Annotated in this window: 21 protein-coding genes; 17 read left to right on the top strand and 4 right to left on the bottom strand. The window is 56.6% G+C overall.

All coding sequences use genetic code 11. The features are described 5' to 3' along the window. Positions 1–16 precede the first annotated feature (16 nt). The 4 genes from D9N14_RS19190 to D9N14_RS19175 all read left to right on the top strand — a co-directional run bounded on the left by D9N14_RS19190 (position 17) and on the right by D9N14_RS19175 (position 4,033). Positions 17–1,021, top strand: coding sequence for a DNA-directed RNA polymerase subunit alpha (locus tag D9N14_RS19190; protein ID WP_290582775.1), 1,005 nt, complete (start codon positions 17–19; stop codon positions 1,019–1,021). Positions 1,022–1,069: 48 nt separating this feature from the next. Then, positions 1,070–1,462: a 50S ribosomal protein L17 gene (gene rplQ / locus D9N14_RS19185; RefSeq protein ID WP_290582770.1), complete on the top strand. Its 393-nt coding sequence runs from the start codon at positions 1,070–1,072 to the stop codon at positions 1,460–1,462. A 244-nt stretch (positions 1,463–1,706) separates the two neighbouring features. Then, positions 1,707–3,404 carry an AAA family ATPase gene (locus D9N14_RS19180; protein ID WP_290582768.1) on the top strand — a complete coding sequence of 566 codons (1,698 nt, stop codon included), beginning with the start codon at positions 1,707–1,709 and terminating at the stop codon, positions 3,402–3,404. Between the two features lie 2 nt (positions 3,405–3,406). After that, positions 3,407–4,033: a glutathione S-transferase family protein gene (locus D9N14_RS19175; RefSeq protein WP_290582773.1), complete on the top strand. Its 627-nt coding sequence runs from the start codon at positions 3,407–3,409 to the stop codon at positions 4,031–4,033. 14 nt (positions 4,034–4,047) lie between these two features. Here D9N14_RS19175 and uvrA read toward each other — a convergent pair whose 3' ends face one another. Further along, entirely contained in the window at positions 4,048–6,876 is a 2,829-nt protein-coding gene (gene uvrA, locus D9N14_RS19170) for an excinuclease ABC subunit UvrA (protein WP_290582766.1), read from the bottom strand. 173 nt (positions 6,877–7,049) lie between these two features. Between uvrA and D9N14_RS19165 the strand changes: the two genes are divergently transcribed. The 5 genes from D9N14_RS19165 (at position 7,050) to gspD (ending at position 13,046) form a co-directional block, all read left to right on the top strand. Continuing rightward, positions 7,050–8,432: an MFS transporter gene (locus D9N14_RS19165; protein WP_290582764.1), complete on the top strand. Its 1,383-nt coding sequence runs from the start codon at positions 7,050–7,052 to the stop codon at positions 8,430–8,432. Positions 8,433–8,464: 32 nt separating this feature from the next. After that, complete coding sequence (gene ssb, locus D9N14_RS19160) at positions 8,465–8,950, top strand: single-stranded DNA-binding protein (protein ID WP_290582761.1); 486 nt, start codon at positions 8,465–8,467, stop codon at positions 8,948–8,950. A gap of 146 nt (positions 8,951–9,096) precedes the next feature. Then, on the top strand, positions 9,097–9,846 hold the full coding sequence (gene gspN / locus D9N14_RS19155) for a type II secretion system protein N (RefSeq protein ID WP_290582759.1): 750 nt from the start codon (positions 9,097–9,099) through the stop codon (positions 9,844–9,846). A gap of 156 nt (positions 9,847–10,002) precedes the next feature. Beyond that, complete coding sequence (locus D9N14_RS19150) at positions 10,003–10,938, top strand: type II secretion system protein N (protein WP_290582757.1); 936 nt, start codon at positions 10,003–10,005, stop codon at positions 10,936–10,938. 62 nt (positions 10,939–11,000) lie between these two features. Continuing rightward, positions 11,001–13,046 carry a type II secretion system secretin GspD gene (gspD, locus tag D9N14_RS19145; RefSeq protein ID WP_290582755.1) on the top strand — a complete coding sequence of 682 codons (2,046 nt, stop codon included), beginning with the start codon at positions 11,001–11,003 and terminating at the stop codon, positions 13,044–13,046. Positions 13,047–13,097: 51 nt separating this feature from the next. Here the strand turns inward: gspD and D9N14_RS19140 are convergent, their stop codons facing one another. Beyond that, positions 13,098–13,541, bottom strand: coding sequence for a YkgJ family cysteine cluster protein (locus tag D9N14_RS19140; protein WP_290582753.1), 444 nt, complete (start codon positions 13,539–13,541; stop codon positions 13,098–13,100). Positions 13,542–13,734: 193 nt separating this feature from the next. Between D9N14_RS19140 and D9N14_RS19135 the strand changes: the two genes are divergently transcribed. After that, positions 13,735–14,730: a ketopantoate reductase family protein gene (locus D9N14_RS19135; protein WP_290582752.1), complete on the top strand. Its 996-nt coding sequence runs from the start codon at positions 13,735–13,737 to the stop codon at positions 14,728–14,730. Between the two features lie 78 nt (positions 14,731–14,808). Here D9N14_RS19135 and D9N14_RS19130 read toward each other — a convergent pair whose 3' ends face one another. Then, the gene (locus D9N14_RS19130; RefSeq protein WP_290582749.1) at positions 14,809–15,801 is read right to left on the bottom strand and encodes a serine/threonine protein kinase; all 993 of its coding nucleotides are present in this window, start codon (positions 15,799–15,801) and stop codon (positions 14,809–14,811) included. Between the two features lie 35 nt (positions 15,802–15,836). After that, entirely contained in the window at positions 15,837–16,547 is a 711-nt protein-coding gene (locus D9N14_RS19125) for a ComF family protein (protein WP_290582747.1), read from the bottom strand. Positions 16,548–16,716: 169 nt separating this feature from the next. On the opposite strand from D9N14_RS19125, the gene bioB reads away from it, so the two are divergent. The 7 genes from bioB (at position 16,717) to D9N14_RS19090 (ending at position 22,729) form a co-directional block, all read left to right on the top strand. Beyond that, a complete protein-coding gene (bioB, locus tag D9N14_RS19120; protein WP_290582745.1) occupies positions 16,717–17,829 on the top strand; it encodes a biotin synthase BioB in 1,113 nt (370 codons plus the stop codon). A gap of 13 nt (positions 17,830–17,842) precedes the next feature. Continuing rightward, a complete protein-coding gene (bioF, locus tag D9N14_RS19115; RefSeq protein WP_290582743.1) occupies positions 17,843–19,006 on the top strand; it encodes an 8-amino-7-oxononanoate synthase in 1,164 nt (387 codons plus the stop codon). Positions 19,007–19,022: 16 nt separating this feature from the next. Next, positions 19,023–19,835: a pimeloyl-ACP methyl ester esterase BioH gene (gene bioH, locus D9N14_RS19110; RefSeq protein ID WP_290582741.1), complete on the top strand. Its 813-nt coding sequence runs from the start codon at positions 19,023–19,025 to the stop codon at positions 19,833–19,835. Position 19,836: 1 nt separating this feature from the next. After that, entirely contained in the window at positions 19,837–20,628 is a 792-nt protein-coding gene (gene bioC / locus D9N14_RS19105; RefSeq protein WP_290582739.1) for a malonyl-ACP O-methyltransferase BioC, read from the top strand. A 34-nt stretch (positions 20,629–20,662) separates the two neighbouring features. Continuing rightward, complete coding sequence (gene bioD, locus D9N14_RS19100) at positions 20,663–21,355, top strand: dethiobiotin synthase (protein ID WP_290582737.1); 693 nt, start codon at positions 20,663–20,665, stop codon at positions 21,353–21,355. Between the two features lie 226 nt (positions 21,356–21,581). Next, a complete protein-coding gene (locus tag D9N14_RS19095) occupies positions 21,582–21,755 on the top strand; it encodes a hypothetical protein (RefSeq protein ID WP_290582735.1) in 174 nt (57 codons plus the stop codon). Between the two features lie 17 nt (positions 21,756–21,772). Continuing rightward, positions 21,773–22,729 (top strand): putative metalloprotease CJM1_0395 family protein, encoded by a 957-nt coding sequence (locus D9N14_RS19090; RefSeq protein ID WP_290582734.1) that lies wholly within the window; start codon positions 21,773–21,775, stop codon positions 22,727–22,729. Positions 22,730–22,945 lie beyond the last annotated feature (216 nt).

The raw sequence follows: 22,945 nt of genomic DNA, 5'->3' as shown, positions 1-22,945 counted from the left end.
TGAGGTGGTACTCTATATGCAACGCTCTGTTAATGAGTTTTTAACACCACGGACTATTGGTGTTCAGGAAATTAACGAAACCCACGCCAAGGTGACTCTGGAACCTTTGGAGCGGGGCTTCGGACATACGTTGGGGAACGCGCTGCGTCGCATTCTTTTGTCGAGCATGCCCGGAGCAGCAGTAACAGAAGTTGAGATCGACGGTGTCGTTCACGAGTACAGCACCCTGGAAGGGGTTCAGGAAGACGTAATTGATATTTTGCTGAACCTGAAGAACCTGGCAGTGCGTCTGAACGATAAAAGCGAAGCGTTGTTGAGTATCAACAAGGATGGCCCTGGTGTAGTCACCGCTGGCGATATTTTGTTGGATCATGACGTTGAAATCGTAAACAAGGATCTTGTGATCGCCAACCTGAGTGCGGGCACCAAGCTCAACATGAAGCTGCGCATTCAGAAAGGGCGGGGTTACGAGCCTGCAGATGGCCGGGAGAGCGACGAGGAAACTCGTGGTGTTGGCCGCCTGCAGCTGGACGCAACCTACTCGCCCATTCGCCGTGTGGCCTACGTGGTGGAAAGTGCGCGAGTTGAACAGCGTACGGATCTGGACAAGCTGGTGATCGATCTCGAAACCAACGGTACTATCGACGCTGAAGATGCGATTCGTCGTGCCGCCACAATCCTGCAGCAGCAGTTGGCAGTGTTTGTGGACTTGGAGAAAGAATCCGAGCCCCAAAAAGTGGAAGAGCGCGACGAAATCGATCCGATTCTGTTGCGACCGGTGGATGATCTGGAACTTACGGTTCGTTCCGCCAACTGCTTGAAAGCGGAAAACGTTTACTACATTGGTGATTTGGTACAACGCACTGAGGTGGAGTTGCTCAAAACTCCTAACCTGGGTAAGAAGTCCCTCACCGAAATCAAGGACGTCTTGGCGTCAAAAGGTCTTTCACTGGGTATGCGCCTGGAAAATTGGCCTCCCGGCAGTCTGCGTGATGATGAGCGCGTACTGAAGAAACGTTAAACCATTGCTCCGCGCTGTCGGGGCCGTAAGTTGTAAAGGAAAAGAGCGATGCGTCACCGTAAAAGTGGTCGTAAATTCAACCGTAACAGCAGCCATCGTAAAGCGATGTTCCGCAACATGGCGGTGTCCCTGGTTGAGCACGAGTTAATCAAAACAACGTTGCCCAAAGCGAAAGAGCTGCGTCGTCACGCAGAACCTCTGATTACTTTGGCTAAAACCGACAGTGTGGCAAACCGACGTCTGGCATTTGCCCGAACGCGCAGTAATGAAGCCGTGGGTAAACTGTTCACTGACCTTGGTCCCCGCTACAAAGACCGTCCCGGCGGTTATATTCGCATTTTGAAATGCGGATTCCGTGCCGGTGACAAAGCTCCTATGGCGTTGGTTGAGTTGGTCGACAGACCGGTGAATGCTGAAGCTGTGGAGATGGATGAGGAATAGCATTCTCTCCAGACAGATGTTGTAGTTAAAAAAGCCGGCTACCTCCTAGCCGGCTTTTTTTTCGCATGTTGGCGGGGTGTGCTGCCCCGGAGACCACATTGTGCGTGTCGTTTTCCCAACAATGTTGCGAGTTTGCGCCGTTTATACTGCCCGGCCCGTTCAAGTTTTCCTTAAAACTCAAGTGTTTGTCCATGGCACACAGCTTGCTCCCTGATTCTGGTCAGGAATACGCAGGCGGCGTGCCATGAAATTGTACATTGATAGGCCTTATCTCGAACCCCTTGTCAAACGCTTCCCGGATCTGGATAGCTTATTAGAGCAGCTTAAGTTCGGGCATCGTGTGGAAACCTCTTTCAACCGTTTCTCCCTCGATCAGCTGGATTATCTGGCGCAGCTTTATGTAGAGAGTGCCGATTCCAAGCCTGGATATGCGGCTCAACTGCTGACGCTCACGCAAGCCTTGCGACTGCGTTTAGCGCCTTTTGCGGAAGGTCAGCTTGAGTCCCTGCTGCCGGCATTGGTTGATTATCTGCTGATGGACGGGGTGCGGGGTTGGCTGTTCAAGGCGAATGGAGAGGGGAAACCGATTCCCTACCTGGTTGCGCGCATTGATTTTACTCCGCCAGGTGAGGAAGAAGCTGGCCGGATACTGCTCGAGCTCAAAGCTAATGCAATGGCCAAGCTGCAATCCATCTCGTTGATGATTCTGGAACGGGATATTGTCGGCAAAAGCTTGCCTGAGATATTGGCCGGAAAGGGTTATTTCAAGGAAACTCCGGAATTGATCGACGCTTATGAGCGATCCAGCCAGCGCTATTTCGATTGGCGGGCCCGTTACGGGCAGCAGTTTACCGGGCGGGGGACCGGGTACTATGCCGAAGACCCAACCGCAAGCCACCGTAATACCGACTGGTCCCGCAAAAGCAGGATTGTGCTGTCGAGCTCCGGAGAGTTGGCGCGGATGGTAAATGATGAGGAGATCGTCAAGGATCGTGCGCTGGAATTAGCTTGCACGGGGGACGTATTGGCCAAGTACCTGCGTAAGGCCGGCCGCAGTACCAATTACAACGATCGCGTAGAGGCCCAGGCTGAAAAGCTTCGTGACAGTATCCCGGAGCGGATGTTTACCGAGATCCCGGTGCACGGTTACGTTCTCATGTTTCATTTGGAGCTACATCACCATGTCTGGGTTCATGTGGATGACATGGAGATCTATGGCTATCAACCAGAGTTGAAGGACAAGCTGATACTGCCTCCGGAGCAAACCGACCTCATCGACATCCTGACCGCAGAAATGGATATGTTGATGGATGACGTGGTGCAAGGTAAATCCGGTGGCACCACGGTGCTGTGTGCTGGTCCGCCGGGTGTAGGTAAGACGCTCACGGCTGAGGTGTATTCCGAAGTGATTCGTCGTCCGCTTTACCGTGTGCATTCCGGTCAGTTGGGTTTAAATGTCATGGAGATGGAGCAGGCGCTGAAGAATACGTTGATTCGTGCGCAGCGTTGGGGTGCTGTGATGCTGATTGATGAGGCGGATGTCTATATCAAGCGTCGTGATGACAACATTGCTGCGAATGCGGTAGTGGGCGTTTTTTTACGCGTGCTGGAGTACTTCAATGGGTTGCTTTTCCTGACCACGAATCGTGTTGATGATATCGATGAGGCGATCGTTTCACGCTGCATTGCGTTGATTAAGTACCACCCACCTGGCCGTGATGACCGGCTGAAGATATGGCAGGTGATGACCGGGCAATTCAAGCTGCCTGTGAGCGACGCTTTGTTAACCGAGCTGGTGGAAATGTTCCCAGCCGCCAGTGGTCGAGATATCAAGGGGCTGGTGAAGCTGGTGGCGAAGTACTGTCAGCACAAATCGGTTTCACCCGAACTGCCGGTGTTCCAGCTGTGCAGTATCTTTCGTGGTATGGAGGCAGTGCGGTGACCATGCGGTTTTATATGACGCCTGGCTCCTGCAGCACGGGAATCCATCTGTTGCTGGAGGAATTGGAGCTGGTGTTTGAGGTGTATCTCGTGGACCTGATGAAAGGGGAAAATCGCACTCCGGAATATCTGGCCTTGAACCCCAAGGGCACGGTTCCGACGTTGGTGACGGACAGTGGAAGAATCCTCACAGACTTCATGTCCATTGCCTGGTGGTTGGGAAGGGCGTTTTCCCGTTCCCGATTGATGCCGCTTGAGCTTACGTCTGAGCTGAAAGCGCTGGAGGTGATGAACTATGCAGTGAACGTTGTGCATGGTCAGGGCTACACCCGGGTGTTTACACCGCAGATCTATCTGCCTGCCGGTGGTGATGCGGAGCCGATTATCCAGCAGGGAAAACAGATGGTGAGTACAGGATTGGCGTGGCTGGAGCGGTGCCTGGGGCAAAGTGAATACCTGCTGGAGCAATTCAGCATTGTCGATGGGGCCTTGTTTTATGTGGAATTTTGGGCAGACCGAATTGGTCTGCCACTACCGCAAGCCTGTGCGGCCCATTATCAGCGCATGCTGCAGCGCCCGGCAGTGCGGCGGGTGCTGTTGGAAGAGGGTTACTCCAGCCTGTACCGATAGCCGGATGGACTGAATTACTTCGCCGTTAGCAGAGGTTTCAGGAAACGCCCTGTATGGGAGTGGCGGCATTTGGCGATTTCTTCCGGCGTGCCTGCCGCAATGATTTCGCCGCCGCCGCTGCCGCCCTCTGGTCCGAGATCCACGATCCAGTCAGCGGTCTTGATCACATCCAGGTTGTGCTCGATGATGACAACGGTATTGCCTTTGTCCCGCAGTCGGTGAAGTACGTTCAGCAGTTGCTGGATGTCGTGAAAATGCAGCCCGGTGGTGGGTTCATCCAGAATATAAAGCGTTTTGCCGGTATCGCGTTTGGACAGCTCTTTGGACAGTTTCACCCGCTGTGCTTCACCGCCTGAAAGGGTAGTGGCGGATTGGCCGAGGCGAATATAGGAAAGTCCCACGTCCACCAGGGTCTGCAGTTTACGGGCGATAACGGGCACGTTCTCAAAGAACCCGAGACCGTCCTCCACCGTCATTTCCAATACTTCACAGATGCTTTTTCCTTTGTAGCGCACTTCCAGCGTTTCCCGATTGTAGCGTTTGCCCTTGCAGACATCGCAGGGTACGTACATGTCGGGCAGGAAGTGCATTTCCACTTTGATCACCCCATCGCCCTGGCAGGCTTCACAGCGGCCGCCTTTGACGTTGAAGCTGAAGCGGCCGGGGGTGTAGCCGCGGGAGCGGGCTTCCTGGGTGCCGGCGAACAGTTCCCGAATGGGGGTGAAAAGTCCGGTGTAGGTGGCGGGGTTGGAGCGGGGGGTGCGACCGATGGGGCTCTGGTCGATGTCCACCACCTTGTCGAAATGCTCAATGCCGTGGAACTCTCCATAGGGTTCAGGCTTGTGGGTGGTGGCGCCGTTCAACAGGGTGGCGGCCAATGGGAACAGGGTGCCGTTGATCAGCGTGGATTTGCCTGAGCCCGAGACACCGGTCACGCAGGTCATCAAGCCAACCGGCAAATGCAGGTCGACGTGCTTCAGGTTGTTGCCGTGGGCACCGTGGATTTGCAGTTGACGCTTAGGGTCGTTAGCCACCCGTTGGGCGGGTACCTCAATGGCTTTAGTGCCTTTCAGGTACTGCCCGGTGAGGGATTTGCGGCAGGACATGATCTGTTGCAGGCTGCCGGCCCGCAACACCTCGCCACCGTGGACTCCGGCACCGGGGCCGATGTCGATAATAAAGTCGGCGGCACGGATGGCGTCCTCATCGTGCTCCACCACAATCACCGTATTACCCATGTCCCGCAGGCGGGTGAGGGTGGCGAGGAGTCGCTCGTTGTCCCGCTGATGGAGGCCGATGGAGGGCTCGTCCAGGATGTACAGGACCCCGACCAGGCCGGCGCCAATCTGGCTGGCCAGGCGGATACGCTGGGCCTCACCGCCAGACAGGGTTTCGGCTTTGCGGTTGAGGGAGAGGTAGTCCAGACCCACATTGACCAGGAACTGCAGCCGTTCCCGTATTTCTTTCAGAATCTTTTCGGCGATTTCGCCTTTCTTGCCGTCCAACTTCAGGGTCTTGAAGTGTTCCAGGGCATCGCCCACCGGCAGCCGGACCACATCCGGCAGGGTGGCGCTTTCAATGTAGACATTGCGGGCCGCCCGGTTCAGGCGGGAGCCATGACAGCTCTGGCAATCAGCGACGCTTAGATATTTGGCCAATTCTTCCCGCACCGCGTCGGATTCCGTCTCACGGTAGCGGCGTTCCATGTTGGGAATGATGCCTTCGAAGGGGTGGTTGCGGGTGATCACGTCGCCCCTGTCGTTCAGATAGCGGAACGGCACCGGATCGTTGCCGCTGCCGTGCAGAATCACCTGGCGGGCTTTCTTGCTGAGTTTGCCAAAGGGCTTGTCGATGTCGAAGCCCACGTGGTCTGCCAGGGAGTTCAGCATTTGAAAGTAGTAAACACTGCGCCGGTCCCAGCCCTTGATGGCCCCTTCCGCCAGGCTGAGTTCGGCAGAGACCACAATGGCGTCCTCGTCAAAAAACTGGTTTACCCCCAGGCCATCGCAGGTGCTGCAGGCGCCGGCGGGGTTGTTAAAGGAAAACAGACGGGGTTCCAGTTCGCTGAGGGCGTAGTTACAAACCGGGCAGGCGAATTTGGAGGAGAACAGCAGCGTTTCCCGGGGCTGATCCATATTTACCACCAGCGCGGTACCGGCGGCCATATTGAGGGCGGTTTCGAAGGATTCAGCCAGGCGCAGTTCCATGCCTTCCTTGACCTTAAAGCGGTCCACCACCACTTCGATGGTGTGTTTGCGCTTTTTATCGATCTTGGGGAGCTGATCCAGGTCCACCACAATGCCGTCGATACGGGCCCGAATAAATCCGTCGGCCCGCAGTTCTTCAAACAGATGCAGGTGTTCACCTTTCTTGTCCTGGATTACGGGCGCCAGCAGCATATAGCGGTTTTCCCCGGACAGCGCCATGACGTCGTCCACCATCTCGCTGATGGTCTGGGCTTCCAGGGGAAGATCATGGTCCGGGCAGCGGGGGGTGCCCACCCGGGCGAACAGCAGGCGCAGGTAATCGTAGATCTCGGTGATGGTGCCCACCGTGGAGCGGGGGTTGTGCGAGGTGCTCTTCTGCTCGATGGAAATGGCCGGGGACAGGCCTTCGATGTGGTCCACATCCGGCTTTTCCATCAGCGATAAAAACTGGCGGGCATAGGTGGAGAGGGATTCCACATAGCGGCGCTGACCCTCCGCATAGAGGGTGTCGAATGCCAGGGAGGACTTGCCGGAACCCGACAGTCCTGTGATGACGATAAATTTGTCCCTGGGAATATCCAGGCTGATGTTTTTCAGGTTGTGTGTGCGTGCACCGCGAACTTGAATGGTGTCCATCGTGATCCCCCGCAAATAAACCCGCAAGTATAAAGATATTGGGTGACGGGAACTAGTGATTGGCAAATCCTGTCAAGGATGGCGGAAGCCTGTCTCGTTAGTCGCCAGAGCTACTACGAGAGTGGCTTCATCAATGGTAGAATCGTGCGCTTGATTGGATAACTGAAGTCACTATGAATTCCTTTGAGATCCGGGCCACCTGGTCCCTTGCCAGTCTGTTTGCGTTAAGAATGCTGGGTTTGTTTATGATATTGCCGGTGTTCGCGCTGTATGGGCAGGAACTGGCAGGGGCCACTCCCACCCTGATCGGTCTGGCCATCGGAGCTTACGGGCTGACCCAGGCCCTGTTACAGATCCCGTTCGGACTGCTCTCCGACCGGATTGGCCGTAAACCGGTCATCGTGGGTGGCTTGCTGATCTTTCTGGTGGGAAGCCTGGTGGCCGCCGAGGCAGAGACCATCTATGGGGTGATCGCCGGCCGGGCGTTGCAGGGGGCAGGGGCCATCGCCAGTGCGGTAATGGCACTGCTGGCGGATCTGACCCGCGATGACCAGCGGGCCAAGGCCATGGCCATGGTGGGTGCGAGCATCGGGATGTCCTTTGCCTTGGCGCTGATTGCTGGCCCGCTATTGTCAAGCTGGTTTCAGTTGGAAGGCCTGTTTCTGTTTACCGCCGTGTTGGCCGGGTTCGGTGTGGCCTTGACCTTGTGGGTCGTGCCCACCCCGGATGCTCGCCGCATGTTGCGGGATACCCGCCCCATGATGGATCACGTGGCGGACGTGCTCAGAGACCCCAGCCTGTTGCGGCTGGACTTCGGCGTATTCTCTTTGCACATGGTGCTGACCGCCATGTTTGTGGTGATGCCGGGGTGGCTGCTGCAACAGGCGGCCATCGACAAAGACCATCACTGGATGGTTTATCTGCCGATTCTTTTCCTGTCGTTTGTCTTAATGTTACCGCTCATGATCGTTGCGGAAAAAGCCCGCAAAATCAAACAAGTGTTCATGCTCGGGGTGGGCTTGCTGGGGGTGTCCCTGGTTGGCTTGAGCCAATGGCATGACAATGTGTGGAGCATCGCCCTGGGGTTGTTTGTGTTTTTCTGGGGCTTTAACCTGTTGGAAGCGCTGTTGCCGTCTCTGGTGAGCAAGATCGCCGCTCCGGGGTATAAAGGCACCTCCATGGGGGTGTACTCCACCTGTCAGTTTCTGGGGGCATTCGCCGGTGGGGCTGGCGGAGGCTGGTTGCTGGGGCACTACGGTGACAGCGCGGTGTATGTGGTGGCGGCCGCGGTGGTCGGCATCTGGTTCCTGCTGGCCTGGAGCATGAAGCAGCCGCCCTATCTGCAGAGTGTGACTCTGGCCCTGGACCATGAGGGTGAGCTGGATGACCGGGTATGGGTGTCCCGCCTGATGGGGATCGCCGGGGTGGAAGAGGCTGTGGTGGTCAAGGAAGAACGGGCGGCCTATTTAAAAGTGGACAATGCGCGGCTGGATAGAGAACAATTAATGCGCCTGTCTCATCAGTCCCCTTTAGAAAGTCAGGCAGAACCGGCCTGACATAATCATTTTTCTGATAACTGGAGAATCTCATGGCACAACGCGGAGTGAACAAAGTCATTTTGGTGGGTAACCTCGGACAGGATCCGGAGACCCGTTACATGCCAAGCGGCGGGGCCGTGACCAATGTATCCATCGCCACCAGTGAAAGCTGGAAGGACAAGAATTCCGGTCAAATGCAGGAGCGCACGGAGTGGCACCGGGTGGTGTTTTTTAATCGCCTGGCGGAAATCGCCGGTGAGTACCTGAAGAAGGGCACCAAAGTCTATGTGGAAGGCTCTCTGCGTACCCGTAAATGGCAGGACCAGAGCGGAAGCGATCGTTACACCACAGAAATCGTGGCCAGTGAAATGCAGATGCTGGATTCCCGGGGTGGTTCGGGCGGTGGGTCTGACGATGGTTTTGCCGGTTACGACCAGATGCCGGAAGCACAAGGCGCGTCATCTTCCTCCAGCTCCTCCAGCGGTAACAGTCCTTCACCTGCCGGGTCTGATTTTGAGGATGATATCCCGTTCTGATCCGAGCTTCGTCCAACTGTCCTCTCTGGTCGTGGTCTGTGGTAATGGGGTCAGACTAACAAATTATGTTAAGCTGGCCTCTTGGCGTACACTAATAAGAATAAGCTGGAAGTAGCATAGGAGAGGGATACCCTTTCATCCCGGTCATGAAAATACGTAATCTGATTCTCATCGGTGTATTGTCCTGCATCGTTTTTGCCATTGCCTTGTTTCCCGCCAGCATTCTCTGGAGCATGGTCTCGGGCAGCGCTGGTGGTTTGCCGGTTCAGGTGGAGCGGGTGGGTGGCACGGTCTGGAATGGATATGCCGTTGGGCGTTTGCGTACCCAGATTGTGCGGGGCCCGGTGGTGGTGGATTGGGATTTGAAAGGCCTGCGCTTATTGCTGGGTGAAGTGGCCATCGTGTTGCGGGCGGAAGGAAATGACTTCCGCGTGAGCGGCGCCGGCCATTGGGGGTTGTGGGGAACCGGTGTGTCGCACCTGAATGGTGACGTGCAGGCCGAACTGCTGAATCAGTCCCTAAGGCAGTTTGGCATTTCCGCTTCCGGTGTCATCAATATCGAGAACATTTCAGTGAACCTGTCAGGGCAAACCATTACCAACGCTGAAGGCTGGATCCGATGGTCCGGAGGCAGGGTCAAGGCACCTGGCAGTGGGTCTCGCACCCCTCTGGATATTCCTCCCGTCAACGGGCAGGTTCGTGAAGAGGAAGGTAGCCTGTTCCTCACCGTCACTGAAGCGAAGGGTAACCAGCTGTTGGGTGAAGCCGGGCTGTTGCCGGAGAAAGGGTTAGGTAGCTTGAAAGTGCTGCAAAGGGTGTTGTCCCTGGTGGGTATGGGCGCTGAAGGCGGTGATGATAAAGTGCTGGTCAATATGCAGCAGCCCTTGCCCTTTTAAGAGCATTGTAAGCATTCACTGCTAATCTGTTATTAAAGAGTACGGTCTTATTCGCATCCGTTGAACCTTGAGGTAAAGTGAGGCTCAAACAACAAGAATAAGAACCCTGGACGTCAGGAGAGAACTTTGACCGCGGATACCCAATTAAATCCTTGGGTGAAAAGAGCTAACTCGGCTGCCTGCCTGGTGCTGGTGGTGGCAACAGCTTTTGTGTTGGTTAAGCTCGTGTACCTGTTTGTTGATACGTCCGTTGGGTCTGCGCCATCCTTCTATGGGGAGCAGCGTTCTGCCAGCCAGCCCCTGGGGCGCCAGGATAAGGTCGATACCTCCGCCATCGCCATGTGGTCCCTGTTTGGAAAAGAGGGGCAAAAAGTGGTGCAAACCGAACAGCCCAAAGACGTCAACGCCCCCGAAACCCGCCTCAGCCTGGAACTTCAGGCCGTATTCGTTGCCCCTGTCGAAGAACGCTCCACAGCCATGATTGCGGAAATACGCAAAGACAGTAAGTTGTATCGAATCGGTGATAAAGTTCCCGGTAATGTGACCCTGGCTGCGGTATACCAGGATCGAGTTTTGTTGAATCGCAATGGCCAGTTGGAGGCGTTGTACTTTCCTGAAAACGCCAAGGGCGGATTAACCCGGTCGGACAACGATGGTAACAGCCGCAGTCGCAGTAGCCGCACCACGCGTACCAGCGCCAGTGGGCGTACTCCCAATTCCCGCCCCGGTTTCGGTGGCAGCAGCGGCAGGGCCGGAATCGCCAACCAGCAGGCCCAGACCGCAATGGCCCAGCAGATGGTGAGTACCTTGCGGGAGCAGCTTGAACAGGATCCAGGTGAAGTGCTGGGTCAATTCGGTCTGGCGTCCAACAACGGTCGTGGCTATCGGGTGTCGGATAGCCCGAATCCCATGCTGGCGGCAATCGGCGCCAAGCCGGGGGATGTGATTCTGGCGGTGAATGGCCGCAACCTGGGGGATCCGTCCCAGGATGTCGCGCTGATAGAGCAGGTGATGCAGGATGGCTCTGTGCGGGTCTCTATGGAGCGCAATGGACGGCAGTTTGATTCGGAGGTCGCCCTTCCGGGGCTGTAAGCAACAGCATGGTTTTGGATAGAACGAATATGAAAAATCGGTGGCTCGGAAGCGAGACAAGTATGCGAATAACGCGAATGCTGATGGCATTGGTCCTGGTTGTGATGATGCCTGTGGCGGCTTGGAGTGCGCCACAAAATGCCGGCGCCTGGAAGATCAATATGAAGAAGGCAGACATCCGCACCTTCATTGAACAGGTGTCTGACATCACCGGATACAGTTTTATTGTGGACCCCCGTGTCAAGGGTGAGGTGACGGTAGTATCCAACACCGAAATGTCCTCCGATGATATTTTTGACATGTTCCAGAGCGTGTTGCGAATTCATGGTTATGCGGCGGTCAAAACCGGAAATGTGGTGAAGATCGTTCCCACCCAGGGCGCCAAACAGGAAGACCTGCCCCTGGCCAGCGGCAGCCTGGGCAACGAGAAAATGGTGACCCGGGTGATCCCGGTTGAGAACACCAACGCCACCGAGCTGGTGCCGATTCTACGGCCCATGGTGCCCCAGTACGGGCATTTGGCCGCGGTCAGCTCTGCCAATGCGCTGATCATCAGCGACCACGCCAATAACATTGGCCGCATTATTGAGATCATCAAGCGCATCGACAGCGCAGAAAGTGAAGAAGTGGAAGTGGTGCAACTGAAATACGCGTGGGTTGGCGACGTCGTGAAAACCCTGGAGCAGTTGACGCCGGTGGAAACCGGTGGAGCCAAAAAGTCCAGCCGCTCCGCCGCGAATGTGCGGGTGCGGGTCGTGGCAGAAGAGCGCACCAACCGCTTGATTCTGCGGGGCGAGAAATCAGCCCGCGCCCGGGTCAAGGCTCTGGTGGTGGATCTGGACCGTCCGGTGGAAAGCACCGGTTCCACTCAGGTTATGTACCTGCGACACGCCGAAGCGGAAAAAGTGGCGGAGATCTTGAGCGCGCTGGTATCCGGTCAGTCGGCAACAGTATCCCGCTCTGCCTCTTCCACCAAGCGTGGCGCGGCTCAGGCTACGGCCACGCTGACAACCCCCACAGCCACCTCCGGTGACATCACCATCCAGGCGGATGAAACCCTGAACGCGCTCATAGTGCGGGCGGCGCCGGCGGATCTGGCAGAGATTCGCAATATTGTGGATCAACTGGATGTACGCCGGGCCCAGGTGCTGATTGAGGCGGCCTTTGTGGAGGTGTCCGGCACCGCCAACGAGGCGTTGGGTGTGCAATGGGGCTACGGCGATCCTGCCAATGGACTGGCGGGAACCAGTCTGGCGGTGCCAGGTCAACTTTCCCTCGCTACGATCGCTGGACTGTTGGAGGGCTCCGACGGTGCTTCAACCGATGGCGCTTCCTTCTCGGGATTGCTGGCGGGCGGCGCCAACCAGAGTGGTGACGTGAAAATGGGCGTGGTGATCCAGGCCGTGGAATCCAACGCCAACTCCAATTTGTTGTCCACCCCGAGCATCATGACACTGGACAATGAAGAGGCGGAAATCATTGTGGGTGAGAACGTTCCCTTCATCACCGGTACCAGCCTCAGCAGTAACAACGACAACCCCTTCCAGACCATTGAGCGACAGGACGTGGGTCTGACCCTGCGGGTGACCCCCCAGATCAATGACGGCAATGTGGTGCGCTTGCAGCTGGTGCAGGAAGTGTCCAACGTGAGTAACGAAACCATCACCGGGGCGGCGGATATTTCCACTCAGAAGCGCTCAGTCAAATCGGTGATTCTGGCGAATGACCGTGAGATCATTGTCACCGGCGGTTTGGTGCGGGATGACGTGGAAGAGGTGGTGAACAAAGTGCCGTTGCTGGGTGACGTGCCGTTGCTGGGTGCCTTGTTCCGGGCCAAGAGTCAGAAGATGACGAAGCGCAACCTGCTGTTGTTTCTGCAGCCCACGATTGTCCGGGATGATACTTCCGCCAATCGAGTCAGCCAGGAGAAGTACGACCAGATGCGCGGCTTGAGCCTGATCATCGATCAATATGGCAATCTTGAGCGTGAACCCCGTTCGGTGTTTCCGGAGGACGCCAGAGTGGTGTTGAAGAAAGGGCTCCGCTTTGGGCCGCCGCCCAAGCCATCAGAGTCTGGGGCAGATCAGGACGAGTACGAATCTGAATAATAAAAAAGGGCCAGCAGACCCTTTTTTATTATTCGGTGAGCGGGTCCGCTATTACGACAACATGGGTTCAGCGTTTTTCTTCCAGCTTTTCTTCTTGAAGCGTTTGTCCCAGCTCTTGAAGCGCTTGCGACAATATTTGTTGAGGTCGTCGTAGCCGGAAAAATACAGTTCACTGCCATCCTTGATGCTGACGTCGTACTCACAATAATCGTTGGTGTGATCCCGGCAGATCAGTGGACGCACCTCATAGATGCCGCAACGGCCGTCTTTCTGCAGGTGCACGCACTCATTCAGTATCAGCAAAAACCAACCTTCCTCATCCTTGAAAATGTGCACGTTTTTGTGGGAGACCTGCCACAGCAGGAGGTCAAAATCCTTCATGGTCGTGGGCTTGTCGATGTTCTGGGTGATGTACTGGCAGCATTTCGACTCAAAACAACGATCACATTTATTGTTCGCCTCAGACAACTCTTTCAGTGTGATTTTCTTAGCCATAACAATACGTTAATGCTCTTCTGATGTTGGTGGTGCGATGCGTGGAGGGGCAGATATAAGTTTCCGTTTTCAACGTAAACCTATTAGAACAACATGATATAAAAATTAAAGCATTAACCCAATCAATACCTTGTGACCCTACAAGTGGTGTGTTTATATCGAAAAGACTGTCACTATCGGAGGGACTGACAACGTGGTAACAGCATTGATTGTGGGCGCAGGCGCCGTGGGCCAGGTATATGGCCATTTTCTGCAACGCGGTGGCGCTTCCGTCTCATACTTCGTAAAAGAAAAATACAAAGAAGAATGCGCAAAGGGATTTACGCTTTATCGGTGCCGACGCAGCGGGCTGGGCGCAGCGGAGAAGTTCGACGCCGATGGCATTTACACTGAATTTGATGAACTGAAGCAAACGCAATGGGATCAGGTGTGGCTGACGGTTTCGTCAGCGGACCTGCGTGGTGGCTGGTTGGCGCAATTGAAGGCGGTTATCGGCGACGCGACGGTGGTCATGCTGCAGCCTGATCTGGATGACCGGGATTATGTGTTCAGCCAGTTCCCACCAGAGCGAGTGGTATGCGGCATCGTTAACTTTATCAGTTATCAGACACCATTACCGGATTTGCCGGATTACCACCCGGATGCGGACAAAAAGGGCGTGGCGTATCTGGTGCTGCCGATGATGCCCGCTGAGTTTTCCGGGAACGAGAATCGTCTGCCGGACGTGGCGGGTGCCATGGCTGCCGGACGCTTCAATGTGAAGGTGGAGCAGGATGCGTCCCGTATCTACGCAGACCGTTCCGCCATGATGATTCCCCTGGTGGCGTTGTTGGAATTGGAAAACTGGTCTTTCCGTCGGCTGCGCCTCAGTGGATCGTTGGAGTTGGCGGTGGCGGCAGCTCAGGAGGCCCTGTCCATCGTGGCTGCTAAGTTCGGCAAGCGCCTGAACTGGACGGAGCGCCTCTTCAGTCTGTTCTGGGTCAAGATGGCATTGCCGGTGATGCGGCTGCTGTCGCCCATGGATGCGGAATCCTATGCCAAGTTCCAGTTCGTGAAAACGGCTCCGCAAACCCGGATGATGCTGAAGCACTTTATTGAGGACGGCGAAAAGCTGGGCCAGTCGGTGCAATCCCTGAAAGCGCTCTATGAGCGACTGCCAGAAGAGCCCCAGTTGAAGAAAGTCGCATAATATTCCACTGTTCGTAGCAGAAGAGGCCCGGCTTGCCGGGCTTTTTGCTGGGCATTGCGGTGACCCGTCCGGGTGGCATCAGAACAGGGAGAAGGGCTCGTCGTCCAATAGCTGGCGTTGCTCCTCCAGGCTGTTCACATGGTGCTGCCAGTAACCATCGGTATTGAACCAGGTGAAGTTGCTGGTGAAGGCGGGGTCATCCCAGCGCCTGGCCAGCCAGCAGGCGTAGTAAATCATACGCATGGTGCGCAGGGGCTCGATCAATTGCAGCTCGCGGCGGTTGAAGGTGTTGAATTCCTCATACCCGTCCAGCAGTTCACTGAATTGGCTGATCTGCTCCGGGCGACTGCCTGCCAGCAGCATCCACAGGTCCTGCACGGCCGGTGCGTTCTGGCAGTCGTCGAAATCCACAAACCAGGGTCCAGTTTCCCGGTGCCAGAGAATGTTGCCGATGTGGCAATCTCCATGACAGCGAATCCATTGTGGCTTTATCTGCTCAAACAGGCCTCGGAAGCGTTGGCTGAAATCTTCAATTAATTGCCGGTAGCGGGGCTTCAGGTATTCCGGCAGAAATGGGTGCTCCAGGAGGAATTGCGCCGGTTCAGTCACCAGCCGTTCCACGGTGAGGGTGGGGCGGGCCTGGAACAGGGTTGTTCCGCCCACTTTATGCATGCGCCCCAGCAGTCGGCCTAACCAGAGCAGCTGATCAAAATCATCCTGTTCTGGTGCCTGGCCGCCCTGGCGTCGAAAGGCCGCGAAGCGATAGCCCTGGAACCGATGCAGGGTCGTGCCGTTGAAGATCATGGGGGGCACGGCGGGTAGCTCCAGCTCCGCCAGGTCCAGTGAGTACTGATGCTCTTCCAGAATGGCGGCGTCACTCCAGCGTCCCGGGCGGTAGAACTTGACGATAACGGGGTCGTTCTCCTCGATGCCCACCTGGTAGACCCGGTTCTCATAACTGTTCAGGGGGAAAATGCGGGCATCTGAAAGGAAACCCAGGGATTCCACAGAGTTGATCACCAGATCCGGTGTCAGGTGATCGTAGTTGGGGTACAGCTCAATCTCACTCATGGTCGCCAGCTTATATGGGGTGAGACCGCATCCTATCACAATGGTGAGGAAGGCTGGTTATAGATCTGTTTGGCTGCCCTGGCCAGTGCCCACCCGTCCACCCGCTCCACGCCACTGCTGCGCAGCTGTTTGGCCAGTTGATTGATGGTGCTGCCGGTGGTGATGACATCGTCCAGCAATACGATATGCCGCAACGGAGGTGTGCAGGTTTTCAGCGGTGATCGCTGCACTCGAAAGGCCCGCTGAATATTGTGCTGGCGCCCGCCACGGGAGAGACTTTTTTGATCTCCAGGTTCCCGTATCTTCAGCAGTAGATCGTGGCGCACAGGTACCGCCAGCGTGCGTCCCACCACCTGGGCCAAAACCCCGGCCTGGTTGTAGCCGCGTTTTTGTTGTTTGTGCGGATGCAAGGGTACCGGGATGATGGCGTCTGGCAGTGGAATCCTGTGTTGCAGCAGCGCATCCGCCAACAGTCGCCCAAGTGCAAACAGCAGTTCCGCCCGTTTGCCACCTTTGCCCTGCAGAATCAGCTGGTCGATGGGGAACCCGTATCGAAAGGGTGCAAAGCACTGATCAAAGTACGGCTCTTCGGATACGCAGGGCTGGCACAGGCCCTGAAACGGGGTTGGCCAGGGCTCACCACAGCGTTCGCAATGGTGCTGGTTCCAGGGCAGGTCCTGGCGACAGGAATGGCAGAGATCCTGTTTCGGGTGGGTCAAACCGTGGCAGAGCAGGCAAAAAAACATACCGGTTGAAAATTCGTTTAGGTTTAAAGTTGATCTCTTGTAAACTTTTGAATCAATGGCAAAGTTGACAAAGATGGGGGAGCCGATAAGATGCAGCCCTTAGAAGAGAGACATCGTTGCCATAAACCTATCGTTAAAATAAGCCGCAGATGCAGATGAGGCCGCACCCATGACCGCACAGCAAACCCCGATGGAAGCCGTTCGTCACGATTGGACCCTGAAAGAAATTCAGTCACTTTTTGACCTGCCTTTCAATGACTTGCTGTTCCAGGCCCAGACCGTCCACCGCCAATATCATGATCCCAATGCGGTCCAGATCAGTACTCTGCTCAGCATCAAGACCGGCGCTTGCCCCGAGGATTGCAAATACTGCTCCCAGAGCGGTCACTACAACACCGGCCTGGAAAAAGAAAAGCTGATGGAAATCCAGAATGTGGTGTCCCAGGCCCGGGATGCCAAGGCATCTGGTGCCAGCCGGTTCTGCATGGGCGCCGCCTGGCGCTCCCCCCGTGAAAAAGACATGCCCTATGTGCTGGAAATGGTGAAGCAGGTGAAATCCCTGGGGATGGAGACCTGCATGACCCTGGGGATGCTGGATAAAGATCAGGCCCAGCGTCTGGCGGACGCGGGTCTGGACTACTACAACCACAACCTGGATACCTCGCCGGAGCATTACAATTCCATCATCACCACCCGTACCTACCAGGATCGACTGGACACGCTGTCCAACGTTCGCGACGCCGGCATGAAAGTCTGCTGTGGCGGCATCCTGGGCATGGGGGAGACCGCCAAGGATCGTGCCGGCCTGCTGATGCAGCTGGCCAACCTGCCGGAACACCCGGAAAGTGTGCCCATCAACATGCTGGTTAAAATTGAGGGCACCCCCCTGGAAAACGTGGATGACCTGGACCCTTTTGATTTCATCCGCAACGTGGCCGTGGCGCGCATTTTGATGCCGAAATCCTCGGTGCGCCTGTCCGCCGGCCGTGAGGCCATGAACGAGCAAATGCAGGCACTGTGCTTCATGGCCGGTGCCAATTCCATTTTCTACGGGGAGCGCCTGCTCACCACCAGTAACCCGGAAGCCACCTCCGATATGAAGCTGTTCAACAAGCTTGGCATCAAGCCAATGGACATTCAGGTGGAAGCCAGTGACGAAGCCAGCGAAGCAGCCTTGTTGAACGCGGTGGAGCATCAGCAGACGGCTCATCTTTATGTGGATGCCAGTCGCGGCCAGGGTGCACCCCAACCCCACAAAGACTGCCCCAAACTGAGTAGCTGACCGGCTACTCAGCATGAGTGATCCCTTTCAGTTAGGGCAACGCCTGCAGGCGCGGCGCGAGCAGCACCTGTACCGGCACCGCCGTGTATTGGAATCCCCACAACAGGCACGCATCCAATGCGACGGTCGAGCACTGTTGAATTTCTGCAGTAACGATTACCTGGGGCTTGCCCGTCACCCTTATGTGGTGCAGGCAGCGCAACAGGCGGCTGAGCAATTCGGCTTTGGCAGCGGTGCCTCCCATTTGGTGATCGGGCACAGCCACCTCCATCATGAACTGGAGGAGCGCCTGGCCGATTGGGTGGGGCAACCACGGGCCCTGTTGTTTTCCTCCGGTTATATGGCCAACGTGGGGGTGATCAGCGCATTGCTGGAACGGGGCGATACGGTGGTGCAGGATAAATTGAATCACGCGTCCCTGTTGGATGGTGCTCAATTGAGTCGGGCCCGCTTGCTGCGTTATCCGCACAACGACCTGCAGGGGCTTGAGCAGCGCCTGCATCAGGCCCGGGGCCGGGTGTTGGTGGTGACGGATTCTGTGTTCAGTATGGACGGCGATCTGGCGCCCTTACCGGGCATCAGTGAGCTGTGCCAGCGCTATGATGCCTGGCTGATGGTGGACGATGCCCATGGCCTCGGGGTGCTGGGCGGCGGCCACGGTTCGCTGGTGGAGTGCGGAATGAGCCCGCTGCAGGTGCCGGTTTACATGGGTACCCTGGGCAAAGCACTGGGCACCTTTGGCGCGTTTGTGGCTGGCGATGAGACTCTGGTGGAGTATTTGATCCAAGCCGCGCGAACTTACATTTACACGACTGCGCTACCGCCGTCTGTGGCTGCCGCTACGTTGGCCAGCCTGGATCTGTTGGTGAGTGAAGCCTGGCGCATCGAGAAATTACAGCAGTTGATCGCACAGTTTAAACAGGGTGCCCACCAGCTCGGTTTACCGTTGATGCCGTCTGACACCGCAATCCAGCCACTGCTGCTTGGACAATCCGAGCGGGCTTTGCAGGCCAGCGATGCGCTGTTGAAGCAGGGCTTTCTGGTGAGTGCCATCCGGCCGCCCACCGTACCGCAGAACAGCGCCCGTCTGCGCATCACACTGAGCGCGGATCACTGCGCGCGGGATATTGAATTATTACTGGATGCCCTCAGTCGGGCAGCCATCACCCAAGTCTGAGGAGGTCGTCCGCAGTATGTCCCTGACCTTGTACCATGATCGCTTTCGCTGTACCGGAACCGTCGACAATCCTCCGGAGATGCTGGTCATCCACGGCTGGGGAATGCACAGCCTGGTGTGGGATGAAGTGATGCCGGCGTTGCTGGAGCATTTTCAAGTGACGGTGGTCGATCTGCCCGGCCTGGGTCGCAGCCCAATACCCGGCGGCGAATACACACTGGATTATCTGGTGGAACATGTGCTGGCCATTGCACCGGATCGGGCGGTGTGGATGGGATGGTCCCTGGGCGGCATGGTGGCACTGCGGGCTGCCAGTTTGCATCCGCAGCGGGTCAGTGCCCTGATCAGCGTGGCCTCCACGCCAAAATTTGTGGCCGATGAGCAATGGCCGTTGGCTGTGAAGCCTGATGTGCTGGACGCCTTCCATACCGTGTTGCTGGAGGATGCCGAAGGCACATTGATTCGGTTCCTGTCCCTGCAATGCAAAGGCAGTGACACCATCAAAAATGATATTCGGGCCCTGAAGGAGCTGGTGCATTTCCATGGTATTCCCGCCAAACAGGCATTGCGGGGTGGATTGGAAATTTTGCAGGCCGTAGACCTGCGTAGTGATCTGCAGAACCTGCGTTGCCCATCGTTGCATGTGTTTGGTGAGCGGGATCACCTGGTTCCGGTGGGGGTGAGCGAAGTGGTTTCCAAGCTACAACCGGCTGCCCAAACCGCGGTGATTCGCGGCGTGGCCCACCTGCCTTTTCTATCGGCACCGGACCTGTTTTTGGCGGCCTGCCGTGACTTCCTGCGCGAGCAGGGTTTAGCGGGCGGCGCCTGACATGACCGTGGATAAAAAAGCCATCGCCCTTTCCTTCAGTCGGGCCGCGCCTCGCTACGACAGTGTGGCCCATGTGCAGCGCCAGGTGGGGGAGGCCATGTTGGCGGTGTTGGCCAGTGAGCCTGCTGCGGTGGCCTCCGCGCTGGACATCGGTTGTGGCACCGGGGCGCTCACCATCCAGCTGGCACCTTACGCCGAGCACATCACTGCGTTGGATATTGCGCCTGGTATGTTGGCGGTGGCACAGCAGAACGATCAGCAGCGGGTGATCAGCGAATGGGTGTGCGCGGATGCCGAACGGTTGCCGTTTCCCGCGCAATCCTTCGACCTGGTGTTCAGTAGCTTTGCCCTGCAATGGTGTGATGACCTGAGCCGGGTGATGGCGGATGTCTATGCGATATTGCGCCCCGGTGGCCGCTTCGTATTTTCCATTCCGGTGGAGAACACATTGCGGGAGCTGAAGTTGAGCTGGCGCAAAGCGGAAAGCCGCTACCATCACGTGAACGATTTTCCTGCGCTGGCAGAGATTCAGGGGCTGCTGGATGTCTCCCCGTTTTTGACTCTGCAATTGCAGGAGCGGTTGGACGTGGTCTATTACGAGTCCGTGCGCGAGTTGACGCGGGAGTTGAAAACCCTGGGCGCCCATCAGGTCACCAGCAATCGTACCCATTCCCTTACCGGCAAGAAAACGCTGTTCAAAATGATGAGCAACTACGAGCACTTTCGTAATCACCAGGGCTTGTTGCCCGCCAGTTGGCATTACTGCGTGATTGCGTTACAGAAGCCACGGTGAAGATCAGCAGAGTCCAGATACTGAGGAGGCAGATATGAAGCACCGGTTTTTCATCACCGGAACCGACACAGACGCCGGAAAAACCTTTGTGACAGTGCTGTTGCTGGCGGCCCTTAAAGCCAAAGGACTCAGCACCCTGGCATTGAAACCGGTGGCCGCAGGCTGCGAAGAGATCAACGGAGAGTTACGCAACGATGACGCACTGAAACTGCAGGCCGCCATGACCCTGGATGTGAGTTATCAGCAGGTCAACCCCGTTGCCCTGAAGTCCGCCATAGCCCCGCATCTGGCGGCGGCGGAAGAGGGGCGGCGCCTGTCTGTGGATCGCTTGGCGGGATTGATTCGTGGTGCCCTGATGACACCTGCAGATGTAACCCTGATCGAGGGCGCCGGCGGCTGGCTGGTGCCCCTCAACGAGCGGGAAACCCTGGCGAACCTGGTGAAAGAGCTGCAACTGCCCGTCATCCTGGTGGTGGGCGTTCGCTTGGGCTGCCTGAACCATGCCCTGTTGACCGCCCAGGCGGTGGCTGCGGCAGGGCTGCCCCTGGCGGGTTGGGTGGCCAACTGCATCGATCCGGACGCGGCCCGGGTGGAGGAGAATATCCAGACCCTGAGGACGATGCTGCCTGCGCCCTGTTTGGGGGTGGTCCCTCACGCCCCGGCCGTGTCCATGGGGGATCTGGTGTCGTCCGTTGATACTGATTTGCTATTAAACCGCCGAATTTGATTCCTGATTTTGCATAAAAAATAAAAATTGACTGGATAATCAGTCGCTTGCTGAATGAGGTGCCTGGTTAAAATGTGCGCAGCTTGAGTTTTCCTTCTATACTTCTTCATGAGCCGGAATTGTGTCTGCAGGGCCGGTGGTATAATCGCCTCAAGAGGTAGTGAAGATGGTGATAGGTTCAGTACTAAACAATGGTGTTACCGGAATCCAGAAGGGTCTGTCCAATATGAACAAGGCCAGTGCTGAGATCGCCCAGGTTGCAACATCGGAAGATCCCGCTGCGGATCTGACCAGCTCTGCCGTCAGCCTGCTGGAAAGCAAGTTGCAGGTAGAGGCCAATGCCAAAGTGTTGAAAACCGCCAGTGACACCATGGGCAGTATTATTGATATCAAGGTATAGAGTCAGGTTAACCAGGCATGTTGATCCAACCGGCACAAACCAATGTCACCAGTGTGACCGCCTACACAGGCTCCGTGACCCCCAGTGGGGTGGAGCGTGAGCTGGCGCGTGCCGATATCCCCCCGGTGGAAGAAACTGAAAAGTCGGCAGGTGCACAAAACCGGTTGTTCGAATCTTCCGTATCCGCTACCACCAGCCCCCCGGCGGATGGGACAGATGACTCCCCGGCTCAGCCGCCTGCGTCCGGTCAGAAGGATGCCCCCCGAAACAGCGCTGCTCAGCAGGAAACCACAGGTAATACTCAAGGGACTCTGTCTGAAGAAGACCTGGTGGTGATCGACCAGCTGAAAGCGCGGGACCGGGAAGTGCGGGTACACGAAGCAGCCCATGCCGCTGTGGGCGGGCGCTATGCCGGCAGTCCCTCGTTTGAATACACGCGGGGCCCGGATGGGCGCAACTATGCCACCGGAGGTGAGGTGAGCATCAGCGTGTCCGAAGTGGCGGGCGACCCTCAGGCAACCATTGAAAAAGCCCGCGTAATTCGCGCCGCTGCATTGGCGCCGGCAGAACCGTCGGTGCAGGATCGCAGGGTGGCAGCGGAAGCCGCGCAACTGGAATTGACCGCCCGCAATGAGCTGAGGGCAGTGCAGTCGGAAGCGTCGCAGCAGGAAAAGGCGGAACGCGCAGAGCGGCAGCAGGAGGCTGAAGCAGACGCGACGCTAGAGGAAGACTCATCCGGCACGGACGCTGTGGCTGTCGCTCCGGTTGCGGTACAGCCACAGCCTGGGGAAGCGGAAGCATCCGAGTCGGAATCGGCAACCGAATCCACGGATGACAAGCCAGCCAATGCCCGCGAGGAGCTGGAAAAAATCCTGCTGGGCTCCCAGGGGGTGTTACAGCAGGCGAATCAGCTGGGCTTGGTGAATCCCGAAAACCCCTATGGAAAAAGCGGCTTCCTGGACATTGTTGTCTAGGGTGTCCAACTCCCGTCTAACTTACCATACTCCTTAAGTATCTGATTTTTGGCCAAATGTCTGTGTGTTTCGGACATTCGCGGAGGAAATGTGCTATTGTTTATTGACGAAATCAAACATATGTTTGAAACTATTGTTTAGCCATTAGGCAGTGTTTTAAATTGCACTGGAATTTGTGGCCGTCAGAGCGTTTACTTAATAAGGTTATGACTCTGC

Origin of the sequence: Ketobacter sp. (genome assembly GCF_003671495.1) — a bacterium.
Classification (GTDB): domain Bacteria; phylum Pseudomonadota; class Gammaproteobacteria; order Pseudomonadales; family Ketobacteraceae; genus Ketobacter.
Note: the sequence above shows the minus strand (reverse complement) of the source record. Positions and strands in the feature narration are given on the sequence as shown.

What these genes read in the sequence shown, in the direction of transcription:
- D9N14_RS19165 (WP_290582764.1), top strand. Translation starts at nt 7,050, where the DNA reads ATGAATTCCTTTGAGATCCGGGCCACCTGGTCCCTTGCCAGTCTGTTT.
- D9N14_RS19090 (WP_290582734.1), top strand. Translation starts at nt 21,773, where the DNA reads ATGTTGATCCAACCGGCACAAACCAATGTCACCAGTGTGACCGCCTAC.
- ssb (WP_290582761.1), top strand. Translation starts at nt 8,465, where the DNA reads ATGGCACAACGCGGAGTGAACAAAGTCATTTTGGTGGGTAACCTCGGA.
- uvrA (WP_290582766.1), bottom strand. Translation starts at nt 6,876, where the DNA reads ATGGACACCATTCAAGTTCGCGGTGCACGCACACACAACCTGAAAAAC.
- D9N14_RS19180 (WP_290582768.1), top strand. Translation starts at nt 1,707, where the DNA reads ATGAAATTGTACATTGATAGGCCTTATCTCGAACCCCTTGTCAAACGC.
- D9N14_RS19130 (WP_290582749.1), bottom strand. Translation starts at nt 15,801, where the DNA reads ATGAGTGAGATTGAGCTGTACCCCAACTACGATCACCTGACACCGGAT.
- bioB (WP_290582745.1), top strand. Translation starts at nt 16,717, where the DNA reads ATGACCGCACAGCAAACCCCGATGGAAGCCGTTCGTCACGATTGGACC.
- bioF (WP_290582743.1), top strand. Translation starts at nt 17,843, where the DNA reads ATGAGTGATCCCTTTCAGTTAGGGCAACGCCTGCAGGCGCGGCGCGAG.
- gspN (WP_290582759.1), top strand. Translation starts at nt 9,097, where the DNA reads ATGAAAATACGTAATCTGATTCTCATCGGTGTATTGTCCTGCATCGTT.
- rplQ (WP_290582770.1), top strand. Translation starts at nt 1,070, where the DNA reads ATGCGTCACCGTAAAAGTGGTCGTAAATTCAACCGTAACAGCAGCCAT.
- bioD (WP_290582737.1), top strand. Translation starts at nt 20,663, where the DNA reads ATGAAGCACCGGTTTTTCATCACCGGAACCGACACAGACGCCGGAAAA.
- D9N14_RS19125 (WP_290582747.1), bottom strand. Translation starts at nt 16,547, where the DNA reads ATGTTTTTTTGCCTGCTCTGCCACGGTTTGACCCACCCGAAACAGGAT.
- D9N14_RS19140 (WP_290582753.1), bottom strand. Translation starts at nt 13,541, where the DNA reads ATGGCTAAGAAAATCACACTGAAAGAGTTGTCTGAGGCGAACAATAAA.
- bioC (WP_290582739.1), top strand. Translation starts at nt 19,837, where the DNA reads ATGACCGTGGATAAAAAAGCCATCGCCCTTTCCTTCAGTCGGGCCGCG.
- D9N14_RS19175 (WP_290582773.1), top strand. Translation starts at nt 3,407, where the DNA reads ATGCGGTTTTATATGACGCCTGGCTCCTGCAGCACGGGAATCCATCTG.
- D9N14_RS19190 (WP_290582775.1), top strand. Translation starts at nt 17, where the DNA reads ATGCAACGCTCTGTTAATGAGTTTTTAACACCACGGACTATTGGTGTT.
- bioH (WP_290582741.1), top strand. Translation starts at nt 19,023, where the DNA reads ATGTCCCTGACCTTGTACCATGATCGCTTTCGCTGTACCGGAACCGTC.
- D9N14_RS19095 (WP_290582735.1), top strand. Translation starts at nt 21,582, where the DNA reads ATGAACAAGGCCAGTGCTGAGATCGCCCAGGTTGCAACATCGGAAGAT.
- gspD (WP_290582755.1), top strand. Translation starts at nt 11,001, where the DNA reads ATGCGAATAACGCGAATGCTGATGGCATTGGTCCTGGTTGTGATGATG.